The following is a 16,036-nucleotide window of genomic DNA, read 5'->3' on the forward strand; positions in this document are numbered from 1 at the left end:
GTAAGTCTTCTGTCACATCGCATGAGCTGCACACTTATGACTTGATCCTGGCATGTGCGTTTGTACGGAGGTGTGCCGTGGGTAGCGTCATCCAGGAGGTGGCCGCACATGACGCTCGCCGCACTCGACCTCACCGGGGACCTGGCACGGCCGGCCCGGCTCACCGTGCCCGACCTCCTGCGCCGGCCCCAGCACCGGGTGCGGGTCAGCTTCGAGTGCGCCACCAGCGGCGTTCAGCACCACCGCTTCACCGGACCCCTGCTGTACGACGTCCTCAGCGACGCGGGCCCGGGGTTCGACCCCGCCCGGCGCAAGGACCGCCTGCGCTTCCTGATCGCGGTCACCGGCGCCGACGGACACCACGCGCTGCTCTCCTGGGCGGAGATCGACCCGGATTTCGCTCACGCCCCCGTTCTGCTCGCCGTCAGCATCGACGACACCCCGCTGGACCTGGCCGGCCCGCAACTGGTCCTGCCGCAGGACCGCTGCGGGGCCCGGCACATCAGCGGCATCACCGGGATACGGGTGGACGGGGCGTACGGCGGCTGGCATCCAGTGCCCGCCACACCCGGTCGCGCGTCAGCGGCAGCTCCGTGAACCGCACGCCGGTCGCGTCCCGCAGCGCGTTGGCCAGCGCCGGGGCGACCGGGTTGAACGGGCTCTCGCTCATCGACTTGGCGCCCAGCGGCCCGATGGCGTCGGCGGTCTCCATGAAGTGCACCTCGGTACGCGGGATGTCCGCGTACTGCGGGAGCCGGTAGCGGCGGAAGACCGCCGTCTCGACCTGACCGCGCGCGTCCAGCCGTACGTTCTCGAAGAGCGTGGCTCCGAGCGCCTGCGCGACCCGCCCTCCGCCTGGCCCGTGCACGGCATCGGGTTCATCACCTTGCCCGCGTCGGCCGCGTGCGCACCGCGCAGGATGCGGATCTCGCCCGTGCCGGGGTCGACGGCCACCCGGAACCACTGCGCGTTGAAGGCGACCGAGCGCGGGGTGCCGCCGAAGTGGCCGTCGGCACTGAGCTCGACGCCGACCGCACGGGCGGCGACGTACAGCTCCTTGAGGGGGAGCCGCCCGCCCGGATGCAGGACGGCCTCCTGCGCGAGTCGGCAGTCGGCACGCGGGACGCGCAGCTGGGCCGCGGTGAAGTCCAGGAGCAGGTCGGTCAGGGGGCGGGAGGCGCGCAGGGTGGCCTTGCGCGCCACCACGGTGCCGGTGGAGGCGAACGCGCCCGTGTCATGCCGTACGACATCGGTGTCGGAGTGGCGGATCGTGATCCGGTCGACGGTGGTGGCGAGTTCGCCGGCCGCGATCTGCTTGTGCACGGTCGTGGTGCCGTTGCCGAACTCGGCCGTGCCGACGGCCAGATCGAAGCTCCCGTCGGAGCACGGCGGCCTTGGCGTCGGCGATATGGCCGCCCGGCGGACCCGTCGCGATCATCGCCAGAGCCGCGCCCTCGCCGACCAGCCAGCCGTCCGGCGCCTGGGCCACGATCGGATCCGACTGCGCACGGCGCACGATCGACACACTGGTCGAGTCCGTAGCTCGCGATGTGCAGAATCTCCTCGTGACCGCCGGGGGTGAGCGCCACCGCGCTCACCAGCCTGGCGGCGTTGCTCACCGGAGTGCCGGCCGACGTCCGCGCGGGCTACAGCCGGATCGTCCTCGGCCCGCTGCTCACCGGCGAACGGGCCGCCTCCGCCGCGCTGTTGAGCAGCCTGAAGACCTTCCTGGCCTGCGACGGCTCCTGGGCGCGGACCGCCGAGGCGCTGCATCTGCACGTCAACACCGTGCACTACCGGATGCAGCGGGTGGAGCACTTTCGCTGCCCGCGTCAGACGCGATCGATGTGCACGTTCGTCGACTTCACCCGGGCGGTGGCCTCCATGCCGACCTCCAGGCCCAGTTCCTCGACAGCCTCGCGGGTCAGCAGGGAGACCAGGCGGTGCGGGCCGGCCTGGATCTCGACCTGGGCGGCGACGTCGCCGAGCTTGATCGCGGTGACGATGCCGGGGAAGGCGTTGCGGACCGAGGTGTAGGAGGCGTCCTCCTCGACGGTGCCGGCCCTGGCCAGTTCGACGGAGAACGCGGCGAGGTCCGTGCCGTCGATGAGCCGCCGGCCACCCTCGTCGCGATGGGTGGTCATCCGGCCGGCGTCGGCCCAGCGGCGGGCGGTGTCCGGGCTGACGCCGAGCAGCCGTGCCGCCTGGCCGATCGTGTAGGACTGCATGTGGTCACGATAACGGGGCGTGCGGACAGGACGTCCGCCGCAGTTGATCTGCCGAGGACTTCGGCCCGGGTGGGATGTCGGTCGGATGTGGCAGCGTCCGTCGTGGTCAGGTGAGGCCGGATGCCTTAAGGACCGCTTGTGCGTTGGTGTCGTCGATCTCGTGGCCGAGCTGGGCGAGTACCTCGGTGCCCCGGCGCAGGGTCCCGCGGGCCAGGGAGCGGCGCACGCCGGTGTCCAGTTCGTGCCAGAGCAGCGGATTGGCGTGCAGGACGTTCGGGTCGAGCTCCAGCCGGTGGCCGGCGGTGTCGCACAGGACCAGATGGGCGGAGATGTCACCGTACTGGCCGACGTAGACGAGCGAGTCGGTACGGACGGTACGGCGGCGGAGGGGCCCGCGTACGGCCAGCCAGCCGGGGCCCGCCGTGACCCGGGCGGGTAGCAGCACGGTGAGGATGGCGGCCGACAGGGTGACCCAGAGCAGCGCGCGGACCGGGGTGAGGGTGCCCGCGTCCCAGTCCACCAGGAACGTCAGGCCGCCGAAGCCGAGGGCACACCCGACCGCCAGGCGTGCGCTGCCGCGCCAGGTGCGGTCGCCGGTTGCCCGGCCCCTGCGTCTTCTGTCCTCCATGAGGCCGACGGTAGGGGCCGGCGGGCGCCAGGGAACGGCGGCTGACGGGGTTCTTATGCGGACGGAGCGGTTATTGACGGGGTTCTTACGCCGTGGTCCGTTCCGGAGTGGCCGCTCAGCCCGTGTGGACGCGGGGCCGTCGCGAGCGGTCCGGTTCCGCCTCGCGCAGTACCTCCCGGGTGACCGGGGCGACCTCGCCCTGGCCGAAGAGGAAGAAGCGCAGGAAGTTGGCGAACGGGTTGCCCTCGGTCCACTCGAAGTAGATGTGCGGGATGCCGGCGGTCTCGTCGCGGACGTGCAGCAGAAGGGCGGCCAGGGCGTTGGGGATGGACGCCGACTCCAGGGTCAGGACGCGGTAGCGGTTGTGCAGGACCTCGCCGCGGACGGTCAGGCTCGCCTCGAACTCGGAGGGGTCGGTGACCGTGACCTCGACGAAGACGAAGTCCTCCTGTTCGGGCATGTCGTTGTCGGCCCGGATCTGTTCGATCTTGTCGCGGTACTCGGCCTTGTCGCGCCGGTCCGGCTCGTTGGCGATGAACCGCATCTTGCGGCTGGCCATATCGCGGATGAATCGTTCCGCCATGTCGTCGAGGGTCACGCTCGTCACACGCAGCTCGAAGGCGCGGGCAAGGCGCGACAGCAGCGAGACGAGGATGATGCCGACGATGAAGCAGGCACCGATCTTCACACCGTCGGGTCGCTCGATGACGTTCACGACGGTCGTGTAGAGGAAGACCGCCGAGATGATCCCGAAGCCGACAGCCCACTTCTGCTGGCCGGCCTTGCGGGCGGCGATGGTCACCGCGACGGCGGCGGAGCTGATCAGCACCAGCACACCGGTGGCGTAGGCGCCGCCCTGCGCGTCGACGCTGGCGTCGAAGATCCAGGTGACCAGGAAGGCGATCAGGGTGAAGACGATGACCATGGGGCGCACCGCGCGCGCCCAGTGCGGTGCCATGCCGTAGCGGGGCAGGTAGCGGGGCATCAGGTTGAGCAGGCCGGCCATCGCGGAGGCGCCGGCGAACCACAGGATGGCGATGGTCGAGACGTCGTAGACCGTGCCGAAGGCGTTGCCGAGGTATTCGTGCGCCAGGTAGGCGAGCGCACGGCCGTTGGCGCTGCCACCGGCCTTGAACTCGTTCTCCGGGATCAGCAGCGTGGTGATGAAGCTGGTCGCGATCAGAAAGATGCTCATGATCAGGGCGGCCGTGGTGAGCAGCTTCTTGGTGTCCCGGATCCGGCCGGTGGGCCGCTCCTCGGTGTCGCCGGGGTCGCCCTGGACGTGCGGCATGACGGCGACGCCGGTCTCGAAGCCGGACAGGCCGAGCGCCAGCTTGGGGAAGACGATCAGGGCCACGCCGATCATGACGAAGACGTTGCCGTGTTCCGTGGTGAGGGCGCTGGTCCAGTCGGTGATGACATGGCCCGCGGTGACGACGTGGTAGAGGCCGACGATCACGACCACGACGTTGAGCGCGAGGTAGATGCCTACCAGGGCAACCGCGACGCCGATGGCCTCCAGGAAGCCCTTGAGGAAGACCGCGCCGAGCAGCGCCACCAGGATCAGCGTGATCAACATCTGCTTGCCCTGGAGGAAGTCCGTCAGATGCGGGTTCTCCACCAGGTGGGTGGAGGCGTCGGCGGCCGACAGGGTGATGGTGATGAGGAAGTCGGTGGCGGCGAAGCCCAGCAGGGTCAGCACGAAGAGCTTGCCCTGCCAGAAGGAGAGCAGCCGCTCCAGCATCGCGATGGAGCCCTCGCCGTGCGGGCTCTCCTCGGCGACGCGCCGGTAGACCGGCAGGGCGCCGGCCAGGGTGACGATGACCAGCACGATGGTCGCGATCGGGGACAGCAGACCGGCCGCGAGGGCCGCGATGCCGGGCTGGTAGCCGAGGGTGGAGAAGTAGTCGACACCGGTCAGGCACATCACCCGCCACCAGCGCTGGCCCTTGTGCGCGGGCTCGGGCTGCGCGTGGGGCCCGGTGTGGCCGCCGCTCTTGCCCATGTCGGACAGCCCCTCCAGCATCCAGGCGCGCAGGCGACTGGGAGGGGGATGTTCGGTTGTGGCCATCGGTCGGGCTCCTGGTGTCCGGCGCGCTGAGTGCGGGGTGGTTCGATTCCGGCCATCACGCGGACGGCGGCACCAGCGTATGCAGAGAGTGACGCGTGGGCCCATGGATCGGCGGTCCGAGGGCGTCAAGCTCGCGTTAAGAATTGCACGGCAGGCGGTGGTGGAGCATCAAGAAGAGGTGGCCTGAAGGCTGGAACAGGGCGCTCGGCTGTACGGGGGGCGGCGGCCCGGGATGGCCGGGGCCGGACACCGAGCGTTATCCCGTGAGGCTGTGGGCGGGGCCTGACGCACGGAGGCCGGGGCAGGGGGTGTTTCCCTGTCCCCGGCCGTACCGTCGGTGGTGCCAGGGCCTGTCTGACAATTGTGTGCTTCGCGACGCCATGCAAGCACTTTCGCCGCACCGGGCGCAGACCCAGGTACGTCCAGTACGAGGGCCTACGCCCGGCATGCCGAGAGCACGCACGCACCTGACGCCGCGAGGCCGCCCTCCGGGCGACGACGGGATTTGTCAGACAGGCCCTGGCGCTGACCGGCCCTGGTGCCGTGGTCGGCCTTCTTCCTGCGACGGGCCCTCTTCTTGCGGGCTCGCTTGGACATGTGCGTCAACTCCGTTCCGTGATGGGGCGTTCAAGCGCTGCGGCCGACGAGCAGGTCGGCGAGCCTGTTGAGCCGCCTGACCGTGCGGTCGTCCGTCGCCGCCGGGGCCGGTTCGATGCCCGCGTCACGGTCGTAGTAGGCGCCGTTGACGATCTCGACGGCCGGGTCGCAGAGCCGCACCACATGCGCCGCGCCCTCGGCGGCCGGGCCGCCCTCGTGGGCGTAGAGCGGGAGCCGCGTGGTGTCGCGGGAGCCCGGGTCGGTGGCGGCCGGCCGAGCCGAGCTGACCGGTCAACTGCCTTGGGCCTGCGGACTGTTGCTGCTGGCGGTGGCCCTGACCGGGCTGCGGCTCCGGCTGGCGGAGTTCCGCTGAACGGCGAGCCTTACTGCCGGTGGCCGGTGGCCGGGGTGCACGGCCGGCGGGGTCCTGGACGGTGTGCAGGGCGAGCGAGATCTCGACGCTGTGGCGGGCCGGCCTCGGCGAGCAGGGCCGCTGCTGGTGCACCCAGACCGTATGATCGCCTGGCGCACCGCCCGTGCCCCCGCGAGCCCCACCGCGGCCCGCGGCGCGCCCCCGGCCGGCAGCCTGTCGGGTGGCCCCTCAGACGTCCGCCAGCCTCGCCTCCTCCAGGTCCAGGGACCGCTGAAGCCGTCTTCGGGTCGTGTCGCTGATCGTGTGCTCGTCGTACAGCCGCCGCAGCTCCGCCGCCTCCACCGCGATCAGATCGCGGCGCAGCTGCCGGTAGACCAGGTCGGCGGACTCCGCCGTGCTGTCGGCGAGGCGGTCCCGGGCGTCGTCGAGGCGGGCGTGAAGACCGCGCCGGAGCCGGTCGATGACCACCTCAGGGACCGCCTCCAGCTCGGACAGCTCCTCCAGGCGCCGGATGCCCGCGTCCGCCAGCCGGCAGCGGGCGGCGGCCTCCTCGCGCTCGGTGTGATCGGGCTCAAGGGCGATGCCGGAGCGGCGTACGACGGAGGCCAGGCTGAAGCCCTGCACGACCAGGGTGACGACCACGACCGAGGTGGTCAGGACCAGGACCAGTGGGCGCTCGGTGAGGGCCGAGCCGTCCTTGGCCGTCACCGGGATCGACAGCGCGGCCGCCAGCGGCACCACACCCCGGGTGCCGGCCCAGGTCAGCACCACCGGCACCCGCCAGTTCGGCCGCTGTATGCCGCCCTTGCGCTGCACCACCGCCGACAGCGGCGCCAGCCACAGCAGCCGTACCGCGATCAGCGTGCCGGCGACCGCCAGCGCGTACAGCGGCCACGCCCGGTCCCCCTCGGACAGCGCCTGCACCTGGGCGGGCAGCGCCAGCCCGATCAGGCTGAACACCACGCTCTCCAGCAGGAAGACCACCGTGCCGTAGACGGCGTGCAGCTGGAGCCTGATGCGGGCGTTGGTGAGCCGGTCGCCGCGGCCGCCGAGGACCACGCCCGCCACGACCACCGAGGTCACGCCGGAGGTGTGGGCTGCCTCCGCGAGGACATAGGCCGCGTACGGCGTGACCAGCGAGATCACCGTCTCCAGGACCGGGTCCTCGGTGCGCCGCCGGATCAGCGCGACGACACCGGCCACGACCGCGCCGATCAGCGTGCCGCCGCCCGCCAGCAGCAGGAACTCGCCGCCCGCCGCCCCCCAGTTCGCCGCCGCCGAGGCGACCGCGACGCTCACCGCGACCCGGTAGAGGACCAGGGAGGTCGCGTCGTTGAAGAGGCTCTCCGCCTGGACCAGCACCTGCACCTTCGGCGGCAGCGCCAGCCGGCGCCCCAGGGCGGTCACCGCGACCGGGTCGGTGCTGGCCAGGATCGCGCCGAGCACCAGTGCCATCTGCCAGGACAGCGGGGTGACCACGGAGGCGACCACGCCGACGGCCGCGGCGGAGGCCAGCACCAGGCCGACCGCGAGCACCCCGACCGGCTTCCACACCGCGCGCAGCTCGCGCCAGGAGAGTTCCTCCGCGCTGGCGTAGAGCAGTGGCGGGAGGACGACGAGCCCGATGACGTCCGGGCTGATCTGGATCGTCGGAGTGCCCGGCAGCAGGGCCACGGCGAGGCCCGCGACCACGAGGAGGGAGGGGGCGGGAATCCGCCAGCGACGGGCGAAGGTCGCCACCACCGTGGCCAGTACCACGAGTGAAAGAACCGTACCCACGCTGCGCATGCCGTCCCCCTGGGGCTGTACGGGAGCCACCCTGACTCCCCGCCGACCAGACTTCCCGGCACACCGCCTCCACCGTATCCCGGAGTGCAGCCGTCAAGACAGTGTCAACGTCCTCGTCAGCGGCGCCAGAGACGCGTCAAGACGCCGACTGCGGGCCTGGCGGAGCGCTTCTCTTTGAGGCGATGAACGATGTACCGCGCGGACGACTGAAGGTCTGCCTCGGGGCCGCCCCCGGGGTCGGCAAGACCTACCGCATGCTCGACGAGGCACGGCGCCGCGCGTCCCGGGGCGCGGACGTGGTGGTGGGGTTCGCGGAGTGCCATGGGCGCCCCCGGACCGAGGCCATGTCCGACGGACTGGCCGTCGTGCCGCGGCTGAGCCGTCCCTACCGGGGCGGCGCGTTCGAGGAGATGGATCTCGCCGCCGTGCTGGCGCGCCGCCCGCAGGTGGCGATCGTCGACGAGTTCGCCCACACCAACGGACCCCGCGGGTGCGCAGCAGCCGACGGGAGTGAGCCAGCCGTCGCCGGCGCGGACCCTGGCGGGGCAGAGGACGGCGAAGAGGAGCAGGGCGAGCGCGGTCCAGACAGTGCCGCGCCACCAGGTGAACGTCCCAGATCCGCAGTCGATCAGGAGGAGCAGGCGGCTGCGGTTCCGCCTGGCCTGAGGCCTGCCCTGACGCGTCCGTTGCGCCTGAGGCCCGCGTTCCCCCTGTTCAGGGGTCTTCTGAGGCCGAACGGCGGCTTCCGGTCGCGGCTCGGTCGAGCGGGCGTAAGAGACCCGTCAAAGGCGTGAACACCGCCGTAAGGGACCCGTCAACGGCGGCTGAATCCGGCCAGAAAGAGGCTTTCCTCTAACAGTCCGAGTCCGTTCCGAACCTCATCCAGGAGTTCACGATGGCCGATCTGGCCTTCGTCGTCACCGTGCTCGCGGGTTTCGCGCTGGTGGCCCTCGTCGCCAAAGGGGTGACCAAGCTGTGACCGCCGAGAACATCGTCGGCCTCGTCGTGGCCGTCGCCCTGCTGGGCTATCTCGTCCTCGCCCTGATCTTCCCGGAGAGGTTCTGAGGCAGCCATGGGTCCCGTAACTGCCGCCGTGCTCCAGCTCGTCGCGCTCATAGGCGCGCTGGCGCTCTGCTACGTCCCCTTCGGCAACTACATGGCCAGGGTCTACTCCTCCGACAAGCACTGGCGCGTCGAGAAGTGGATCTACAAGGGCATCGGCGCCAACCCCGACACCGAGATGCGCTGGCCCGCCTATCTGCGCGGGGTCCTCGCCTTCTCCCTGGTCGGCGTCCTCTTCCTCTATCTGCTGCAGCGGCTCCAGGGCATCCTGCCCGGTTCGCTCGGTTTCGACTCGGTCAACCCGGCGCAGTCGTTCAACACGGCCGTCTCCTTCGTGACCAACACGAACTGGCAGTCGTACTACGGCGAGCAGACCATGGGGCACGTCGTGCAGACCGCCGGTCTGGCCGTGCAGAACTTCGTCTCCGCGGCCGTCGGCATCGCGGTTGCGGTGGCTCTGGTGCGCGGTTTCGCCCGGTCGCGTACCGGTGAGATCGGCAACTTCTGGTCCGACCTGGTGCGCGGCACCGTCCGCATCCTGGTGCCGTTCGCCGCGGTCGCCGCGGTCATCCTGGTCGCCTGCGGTGCCATCCAGAACTTCTCCGGCATCCACGCGGTCGGTCAGTTCATGGGCGGCTCGCAGCAGTGGAACGGCGGTGCGGTCGCCTCCCAGGAGGCCATCAAGGAGCTGGGCACCAACGGTGGCGGTTACTTCAACGCCAACTCCGCCCACCCCTTCGAGAACCCGACGCCCTTCACCAACCTCTTCGAGATCTTCCTGATCCTGCTGATCCCGTTCGCGCTGACCCGCACCTTCGGCGTGATGGTCGGCTCGGTCCGGCAGGGTTACGCGATCCTGGCCACCATGGGCACCATCTGGGTCGGCTTCACCGCACTGATGATGTGGACCGAGTTCGCCCACCACGGCCCTGCGCTCCAGCTCGCGGGCGGGGCGTACGAGGGCAAGGAGGTCCGCTTCGGCGTCGGCTCCTCGTCGATCTTCGCGGTGTCGACCACCCTGACCTCGACCGGCGCGGTGGACTCCTTCCATTCCTCGTTCACCGGCCTGGGCGGCGGTATCACCCTGCTCAGCATGATGCTGGGCGAGATCGCGCCCGGTGGTACCGGCTCCGGCCTCTACGGCATCCTGATCATGGCGGTCATCGCGGTGTTCATCGCCGGTCTGATGGTCGGCCGCACGCCCGAGTACCTGGGCAAGAAGATCGGCTCCCGTGAGATCAAGCTGTCGGCGATCTACATCCTGATCACCCCGGCGCTGGCGCTCGTGTTCGCCGCGGCCTCCATGGCCCTGCCGACCCCGCCGCACTCCATGCTCAACTCCGGGGCGCACGGCTTCTCCGAGGTGCTGTACGCCTTCACCTCGGCGGCCAACAACAACGGCTCGGCCTTCGCCGGCCTGAACGCGAACACCGACTGGTACAACACCATGACCGGACTCGCGATGCTGTTCGGCCGCTTCCTGCCGATGGTGTTCGTGCTCGCGCTGGCAGGCTCGCTCGCCGAGCAGAAGCCGGTCCCGGCCACGGCCGGCACCCTGCGCACCGAGAAGCCCCTGTTCACCGGTCTGCTGGTCGGCGCGATCCTGATCATCACCGGTCTGACCTACTTCCCGGCGCTGGCGCTGGGACCGCTGGCCGAGGGGCTGGCGTCATGACCACTCGAACGGAAGCCCACGAGGACACCATGTCCACACCCACCCTTGCGCCCCACCAGGACGCGCCGACCGGGCACAAGCCCGCCGAAGGCCGCGTCGGCGCGGGCCTGTTCGACGCCAGGCAGCTGATCAGGTCCCTCCCCGAGGCCTGCCGCAAGCTCGACCCGCGGGTCATGATCAAGTCGCCCGTGATGTTCGTGGTGTGGGTCGGCTCGATCCTGACCACGGTCTTCTCCTTCAAGGACCCGGGCGACTGGTTCGGCTGGACCATCAGCGCCTGGCTGTGGCTGACCGTGATCTTCGCCAACCTGGCGGAAGCGGTCGCCGAGGGCCGCGGCAAGGCCCAGGCCGAAACCCTGCGCAAGGCCAAGACCGACACCGTGGCCCGGCGACTGGTCGGCGACACCGAGGAGCAGGTGCCCGGCACCGAGCTGAGGATCGGTGATCTGGTGGTCTGCGAGGCCGGCGACATCATCCCCGGTGACGGTGACGTCATCGAGGGCGTCGCGTCGGTCGACGAGTCGGCGATCACGGGTGAGTCGGCTCCGGTCATCCGGGAGTCCGGCGGTGACCGGTCCGCGGTCACGGGCGGTACCAAGGTGTTGTCAGACCGTATCGTCATCAAGATCACGACGAAGCCGGGCGAGACCTTTATCGACCGGATGATCGCCCTGGTCGAGGGCGCGGCCCGGCAGAAGACGCCGAACGAGATCGCGCTGAACATCCTGCTCGCCTCGCTGACGATCGTCTTCCTGCTGGCCGTCGCCACTCTGCCGCCGTTCGCGGACTACGCGGGCACCCACCTGACGATGGTCGTGCTGGTCGCCCTGCTTGTCTGTCTGATCCCGACGACGATCGGCGCGCTGCTCTCCGCGATCGGTATCGCGGGCATGGACCGGCTGGTGCAGCGCAACGTGCTCGCGATGTCCGGGCGTGCGGTCGAGGCCGCGGGTGACGTCTCCACGCTGCTGCTCGACAAGACCGGCACCATCACCCTGGGCAACCGCCAGGCCTCCGAGTTCCTGCCGGTGCGCGGGGCCACCGAGGCCGAGGTGGCCGACGCGGCCCAGTTGTCGTCGCTGGCCGACGAGACTCCCGAGGGCCGCTCCATCGTCGTCCTTGCCAAGGAGAGGTACGGGCTGCGCGAGCGGCACCAGGGCGAGCTGGCGCACGCCGAGTGGATCGCCTTCACCGCCCAGACCCGGATGTCGGGTGTGGACGTGGACGGGCGGAAGATCCGCAAGGGTGCGGCCGGTTCGGTCATCGCCTGGGTCCGCGAGCGGGGCGGCACCGTCGCCGAGGACGCGGACACCCTCGCGAACCGCATCTCGGAGGCGGGCGGCACTCCGCTGCTGGTCGCGGTCGAGGACGCCGAGGGCGCCCGTGTGCTTGGTGTCATCCACCTGAAGGATGTCGTCAAGGACGGCATGCGGGAGCGGTTCGAGGAACTGCGCCGCATGGGCATCAAGACGATCATGATCACGGGTGACAACCCGCTGACCGCCAAGGCGATCGCCGAGGAGGCGGGCGTCGACGACTTCCTCGCCGAGGCCACCCCCGAGGACAAGATGGCCCTCATCAAGCGGGAGCAGGCCGGCGGCAAGCTGGTCGCGATGACCGGCGACGGTACGAACGACGCGCCGGCGCTCGCGCAGGCGGACGTCGGCGTGGCGATGAACACGGGTACGTCGGCCGCGAAGGAGGCCGGCAACATGGTCGACCTCGACTCGAACCCGACCAAGCTCATCGAGATCGTCGAGATCGGCAAGCAGCTGCTGATCACCCGCGGTGCGCTGACCACGTTCTCCATCGCCAACGACGTCGCGAAGTACTTCGCGATCATCCCGGCGCTGTTCGCGGCGGTCTATCCGGGCCTGGACAAGCTCAACATCATGCACCTGTCCTCGCCCAGCTCCGCGATCCTGTCCGCGGTCATCTTCAACGCGCTGATCATCATCGCGCTGGTGCCGCTGTCCCTGCGGGGTGTGCAGTACCGGCCGGTGAGCGCGGACAAGATGCTGCGGCGCAACCTGACGATCTACGGCATCGGCGGCCTGATCGCCCCGTTCATCGGCATCAAGATCATCGACCTGCTCATCTCCCTCATCCCCGGGATCGGTTGATCCATCATGAACAACTCGGTTACGAACACGGCCCGGTTGCTCGGGGCGGGCCTGCGCGCCCTCCTCGTGCTGACCTTGGTGACGGGCGTGATCTACCCGCTGGTCGTCACCGGCATCGCCCAGGCCGCGTTCAGCAACAAGGCGAACGGCTCCGAGGTCAAGTCGGACGGCAAGGTCGTCGGCTCGTCCCTGATCGGGCAGTCGTACAACCTGCCGCTGAAGAAGGGTCAGGAGACCCCGGACGCGGCCCTGCAGTGGTTCCAGGGCCGCCCGGCCAACGGGCTCGGCAGCAACAGCATCAACACCCAGTACAAGCTGATCCTTTCGGGGGCGACCAACCTCGCCGCCGACAACAAGGTGCTGATCAAGCAGGTGAAGGACGCCAAGGCCGCGGTCGTGAAGGACAACTCGGTGCCCGGCTACACGGTCACGCCAGCCCAGGTGCCGGCCGACGCCGTCACCTCCTCGGGCTCCGGCCTGGACCCGGACATCTCCCCGGTCTACGCCGAGCTCCAGGTCCACCGCGTCGCGGCGAAGAGCAACCTCTCCGTCGACCAGGTGGAGAAGCTGGTGAAGGACCACACCACGGGCCGTACCCTCGGCTTCATCGGTGAGCCCCGGGTGAACGTCCTCGAACTCAACACCGCGCTGAAGGAACTGATCAAGGGCAGCTGATGACCCGAGTGCTTGTCGTGGAAGACGACCCACAGCTCGTACGGGCGCTCGTGATCAATATGCAGGCACGCCAGTACGGAGTGGACGCGGCGCCCGACGGCGCCACGGCCCTCCGGCTGGCGGCCGCGCGTCAGCCGGACGTGGTGATGCTCGACCTCGGACTGCCCGACATGGACGGGGTCGACATCATCAGGGCGCTGCGCGGCTGGACCCGTGTACCGATCCTGGTGCTGTCGGCACGGCAGGCCTCCGACGAGAAGGTCGCCGCGCTGGACGCGGGCGCCGACGACTACATCACCAAGCCGTTCAGCATGGACGAACTCCTCGCCCGGCTGCGGGCGGCGGTCCGCCGTACCGAGGAGCTCCCGCTCGCCCCCGAGACCACCCTGGTGGAGACGGCCGACTTCACCATCGACCTGCGCGCCAAGAGGGCCGTACGGGCGGGCCACGACGTACGCCTCACCCCCACCGAGTGGCATCTGCTGGAGATCCTGGTCACCAACCCCGGCCGGCTCGTCACCCAGAAGCAGCTGCTGCGGGAAGTGTGGGGAGTCTCGCAGAGCAACAAGACCAATTATCTGCGGGTATACATGGCGCAGCTCCGCCGCAAACTGGAGGCGGACCCCTCCCACCCCCGATACCTGATCACCAAGCCCGGCATGGGCTACCGCTTCGAGGGATGACATGGCACGCGGCAGGCTTCGGATCCAGCGGCCGCACGGCCGGCCGAGAAGGGCGCCGGCGGCTAGGGGCTGGCCATGCCCTAGCTGTTCTGTCCGGGGAGGTTGTGGACGGGTGAGCCATCCCTCATTCACGCCGGCCGGCCCGACCGGGCCTGTCACGGGGCGGGCCCGGCGACCACGGAGGACACTGTTGCCGACCGTCCCACCGGCCGTGATGAGGTCCCGATGGCGTATGGCCTGGCACGACGTGAACTGAGACCCAGGGTCCCGCTGCGCCCGGGTGAGGGCGACAAGCACGGTCTGACCAGCCTGGAAGGGCTGGCCGCGCTGTCCCTGGACGCACTCAGCTCGGTGGCCTACGGCCCCGAGGCGATCGTGCTGGCCCTGGTGGTCGCCGGCACCGGGGCGCTCACCGCCACCCTGCCCATCACCCTGGCGATCACCTTTCTGCTCGCCGTGCTCGTCGTGTCGTACGGCCAGGTCATCGCGGCTCACCCGGACGGCGGTGGCGCCTACGCCGTCGCCAAGGCGGATCTCGGCGCCAACGCGAGCCTGCTCGCCGCCGCCAGCCTGGTCGTCGACTACGTGCTCACCGTCGCCGTCAGCCTCGCCGCCGGCGTCGACGCGCTCGCCTCTGCCTTCCCGGTGCTGGGCCGCGACAAGCTGCTCGTCTGTCTGATCGGCCTGGCTCTGCTGACGGCCGTGAACCTGCGGGGCGTCGCCGAGAGCGCCCGCGTGCTGATGCTGCCGACCCTGCTGTTCATCATGGCGATCCTCGGCGTGATCCTCCTCGGTCTGCTGCGCTCGCACCCGGTCGCCGTCGTCGGCACCCACGAGCCCGTGCACGCGACCGAGGCACTGAGCGCGCTGGTGATCCTCAAGGCGTTCTCGTCCGGTTGCTCGGCCCTGACCGGTGTGGAGGCCATCGCCAACGCCGTACCGACCTTCCGCCCACCCAGCGTCAAGCGCGCCCAGCGCACCGAGTTGATGCTCGGCGCGTTGCTCGGGATCATGCTGATCGGCGTGGCGGTCCTGATCCACCGCGACCATGTGGCCCCGCGCGGCGGGGTGACCGTCCTCGCCCAGCTCACCGCGGGCGCCTACGGCACCGGCTGGCCCTACTACGCCACCAATCTCATCGTCACCCTCGCCCTGGGCCTGGCCGCCAACACCAGCTTCGGCGGGCTGCCGGTGCTGATGAGCCTGCTGGCCCGCGACCACCGGCTGCCCCATCTCTTCGGCCTGCGCGCCGAACGCCCGGTCTACCGCTACGGCGTTCTGGCCCTCGCCCTGCTGGCCGCGCTCCTGCTGCTCGCCACCGACGCCGACACCCACCGGCTGCTCCCGCTCTTCGCCATCGGTGTCTTCATCGGCTTCACCCTCAGCCAGCTCGGCCTTGTCCGGCACTGGGCGACCCGGCGGCCGCCCGGCTGGAAGCGCCGGGCGCTGATCAACGGCACCGGTGCCCTGCTCACCACCCTGGCCGGCGTCATCCTGCTGTTCACCAAGTTCCTCGCCGGCGCCTGGGCGGTCGTGATCGCCGTACCGCTGCTGATGCTGCTGTTCGCCCGCATCCAGCGCTACTACACCGCCGTGGGTGAGGAGCTGGGCCTCGGGCGCGTCCCGCAACCGCCACCCCGGCACACCGGCAGCCTCGTGATCGTGCCGATCGGCGAGGTCAGCAAGCTCGCCCGGCACGCCCTCGGCGCCGCCCTCGCCCTCGGCGACGAGGTGGTGGCCGTCGCGGTGCACGCGGACCCGGACAGGTCCCGTGCGCTGGAGGAGGCCTGGCAGCGGTGGCACCCCGGAGTGCGCCTCGACATCCTCAACAGCCCGCACCACTCCTTGGTGCAGCCCATCGTCGAGTATGTGCAACGGGCGGCGGAGGGCGGCCGTCAGGTCGCGGTCCTCATCCCCGAGGTGGAACCGACGCACCGCCGCTACGAGATCCTCCAGAACCAGCGTGGCCTGCTCCTCGCCACCGTCCTGCGGGCCCGCACCGACGTCGTGGTCTGCCTGCTCCCGTACCGCCTGAAGCTGTAGAACACCCGCCTTGTCGGGCGTCCGACAGCCCCTTACAGTGCGCCTCGTAATGTTCGCCGACCTCGCCGAAACTTTCGGTGACGCCTGGGG

12 protein-coding genes and 4 pseudogenes are annotated in these 16,036 nt (G+C 70.2%); 10 read left to right on the forward strand and 6 right to left on the reverse strand.

Features of this window, described 5'->3' with window-relative positions; all coding sequences use genetic code 11:
• The first annotated feature begins 108 nt into the window (after positions 1–108).
• The gene (locus tag ACZ7OO_RS28765) at positions 109–597 is read left to right on the forward strand and encodes a molybdopterin-dependent oxidoreductase (RefSeq protein ID WP_352222066.1); all 489 of its coding nucleotides are present in this window, start codon (positions 109–111) and stop codon (positions 595–597) included.
• Here ACZ7OO_RS28765 and ACZ7OO_RS28770 read toward each other — a convergent pair.
• Positions 512–1,583, reverse strand: a pseudogene (locus tag ACZ7OO_RS28770) (xanthine dehydrogenase family protein molybdopterin-binding subunit); the annotation flags it as partial. The gene ACZ7OO_RS28765 and the pseudogene ACZ7OO_RS28770 sit on opposite strands and share 86 nt — an antisense overlap.
• Before the next feature lie 40 nt (positions 1,584–1,623).
• Between ACZ7OO_RS28770 and ACZ7OO_RS28775 the strand changes: the two are divergent.
• Positions 1,624–1,764, forward strand: a pseudogene (locus tag ACZ7OO_RS28775) (PucR family transcriptional regulator); the annotation flags it as partial.
• Positions 1,765–1,832: 68 nt separating this feature from the next.
• Here ACZ7OO_RS28775 and ACZ7OO_RS28780 read toward each other — a convergent pair.
• The 4 genes and pseudogenes from ACZ7OO_RS28780 to ACZ7OO_RS28795 all read right to left on the reverse strand — a co-directional run.
• The gene (locus ACZ7OO_RS28780) at positions 1,833–2,228 is read right to left on the reverse strand and encodes a TOBE domain-containing protein (RefSeq protein ID WP_352222067.1); all 396 of its coding nucleotides are present in this window, start codon (positions 2,226–2,228) and stop codon (positions 1,833–1,835) included.
• 106 nt (positions 2,229–2,334) lie between these two features.
• Positions 2,335–2,856 carry a hypothetical protein gene (locus tag ACZ7OO_RS28785; protein WP_471509073.1) on the reverse strand — a complete coding sequence of 174 codons (522 nt, stop codon included), beginning with the start codon at positions 2,854–2,856 and terminating at the stop codon, positions 2,335–2,337.
• Positions 2,857–2,971: 115 nt separating this feature from the next.
• The gene (locus ACZ7OO_RS28790) at positions 2,972–4,927 is read right to left on the reverse strand and encodes an APC family permease (RefSeq protein WP_471509075.1); all 1,956 of its coding nucleotides are present in this window, start codon (positions 4,925–4,927) and stop codon (positions 2,972–2,974) included.
• A gap of 627 nt (positions 4,928–5,554) precedes the next feature.
• Positions 5,555–5,782, reverse strand: a pseudogene (locus ACZ7OO_RS28795) (SDR family NAD(P)-dependent oxidoreductase); the annotation flags it as partial.
• Between ACZ7OO_RS28795 and ACZ7OO_RS28800 the strand changes: the two are divergent.
• Positions 5,766–5,897: a hypothetical protein gene (locus tag ACZ7OO_RS28800; protein WP_471509077.1), complete on the forward strand. Its 132-nt coding sequence runs from the start codon at positions 5,766–5,768 to the stop codon at positions 5,895–5,897. The pseudogene ACZ7OO_RS28795 and the gene ACZ7OO_RS28800 overlap by 17 nt on opposite strands.
• 228 nt (positions 5,898–6,125) lie before the next feature.
• Here ACZ7OO_RS28800 and ACZ7OO_RS28805 read toward each other — a convergent pair whose 3' ends face one another.
• A complete protein-coding gene (locus ACZ7OO_RS28805; protein ID WP_471509374.1) occupies positions 6,126–7,685 on the reverse strand; it encodes a Na+/H+ antiporter in 1,560 nt (519 codons plus the stop codon).
• 182 nt (positions 7,686–7,867) lie between these two features.
• Here ACZ7OO_RS28805 and ACZ7OO_RS28810 point away from each other — a divergent pair.
• From ACZ7OO_RS28810 to ACZ7OO_RS28840, 7 genes and pseudogenes are all read left to right on the forward strand, one after another.
• Positions 7,868–8,176 (forward strand): annotated as a pseudogene (locus ACZ7OO_RS28810) (histidine kinase); the annotation flags it as partial.
• A gap of 484 nt (positions 8,177–8,660) precedes the next feature.
• Entirely contained in the window at positions 8,661–8,750 is a 90-nt protein-coding gene (gene kdpF, locus ACZ7OO_RS28815) for a K(+)-transporting ATPase subunit F (RefSeq protein WP_016434100.1), read from the forward strand.
• Between the two features lie 7 nt (positions 8,751–8,757).
• Positions 8,758–10,422, forward strand: coding sequence for a potassium-transporting ATPase subunit KdpA (gene kdpA / locus ACZ7OO_RS28820; protein ID WP_471509079.1), 1,665 nt, complete (start codon positions 8,758–8,760; stop codon positions 10,420–10,422).
• Complete coding sequence (gene kdpB / locus ACZ7OO_RS28825) at positions 10,419–12,545, forward strand: potassium-transporting ATPase subunit KdpB (protein WP_471509081.1); 2,127 nt, start codon at positions 10,419–10,421, stop codon at positions 12,543–12,545. Before kdpA ends, kdpB begins: the two co-directional genes overlap by 4 nt.
• 6 nt (positions 12,546–12,551) lie before the next feature.
• Positions 12,552–13,220, forward strand: a complete 669-nt coding sequence (locus ACZ7OO_RS28830; protein ID WP_471509083.1) for a potassium-transporting ATPase subunit C — start codon at positions 12,552–12,554, stop codon at positions 13,218–13,220.
• On the forward strand, positions 13,220–13,903 hold the full coding sequence (locus tag ACZ7OO_RS28835) for a response regulator (RefSeq protein ID WP_471509084.1): 684 nt from the start codon (positions 13,220–13,222) through the stop codon (positions 13,901–13,903). The genes ACZ7OO_RS28830 and ACZ7OO_RS28835 overlap by 1 nt, the downstream gene beginning before the upstream one ends.
• 225 nt (positions 13,904–14,128) lie before the next feature.
• Complete coding sequence (locus ACZ7OO_RS28840) at positions 14,129–15,946, forward strand: APC family permease (protein WP_471509086.1); 1,818 nt, start codon at positions 14,129–14,131, stop codon at positions 15,944–15,946.
• Positions 15,947–16,036: the final 90 nt, after the last annotated feature.

It is taken from the genome of Streptomyces sp. NPDC111744, from assembly GCF_055634995.1.

Coding starts and splice junctions, on each gene's coding strand:
- ACZ7OO_RS28765 (WP_352222066.1), top strand. CDS start 109: ATGACGCTCGCCGCACTCGACCTCACCGGGGACCTGGCACGGCCGGCC.
- ACZ7OO_RS28780 (WP_352222067.1), bottom strand. CDS start 2,228: ATGCAGTCCTACACGATCGGCCAGGCGGCACGGCTGCTCGGCGTCAGC.
- ACZ7OO_RS28785 (WP_471509073.1), bottom strand. CDS start 2,856: ATGGAGGACAGAAGACGCAGGGGCCGGGCAACCGGCGACCGCACCTGG.
- ACZ7OO_RS28790 (WP_471509075.1), bottom strand. CDS start 4,927: ATGGCCACAACCGAACATCCCCCTCCCAGTCGCCTGCGCGCCTGGATG.
- ACZ7OO_RS28805 (WP_471509374.1), bottom strand. CDS start 7,685: ATGCGCAGCGTGGGTACGGTTCTTTCACTCGTGGTACTGGCCACGGTG.
- kdpA (WP_471509079.1), top strand. CDS start 8,758: ATGGGTCCCGTAACTGCCGCCGTGCTCCAGCTCGTCGCGCTCATAGGC.
- kdpB (WP_471509081.1), top strand. CDS start 10,419: ATGACCACTCGAACGGAAGCCCACGAGGACACCATGTCCACACCCACC.
- ACZ7OO_RS28830 (WP_471509083.1), top strand. CDS start 12,552: ATGAACAACTCGGTTACGAACACGGCCCGGTTGCTCGGGGCGGGCCTG.
- ACZ7OO_RS28835 (WP_471509084.1), top strand. CDS start 13,220: ATGACCCGAGTGCTTGTCGTGGAAGACGACCCACAGCTCGTACGGGCG.
- ACZ7OO_RS28840 (WP_471509086.1), top strand. CDS start 14,129: ATGGCGTATGGCCTGGCACGACGTGAACTGAGACCCAGGGTCCCGCTG.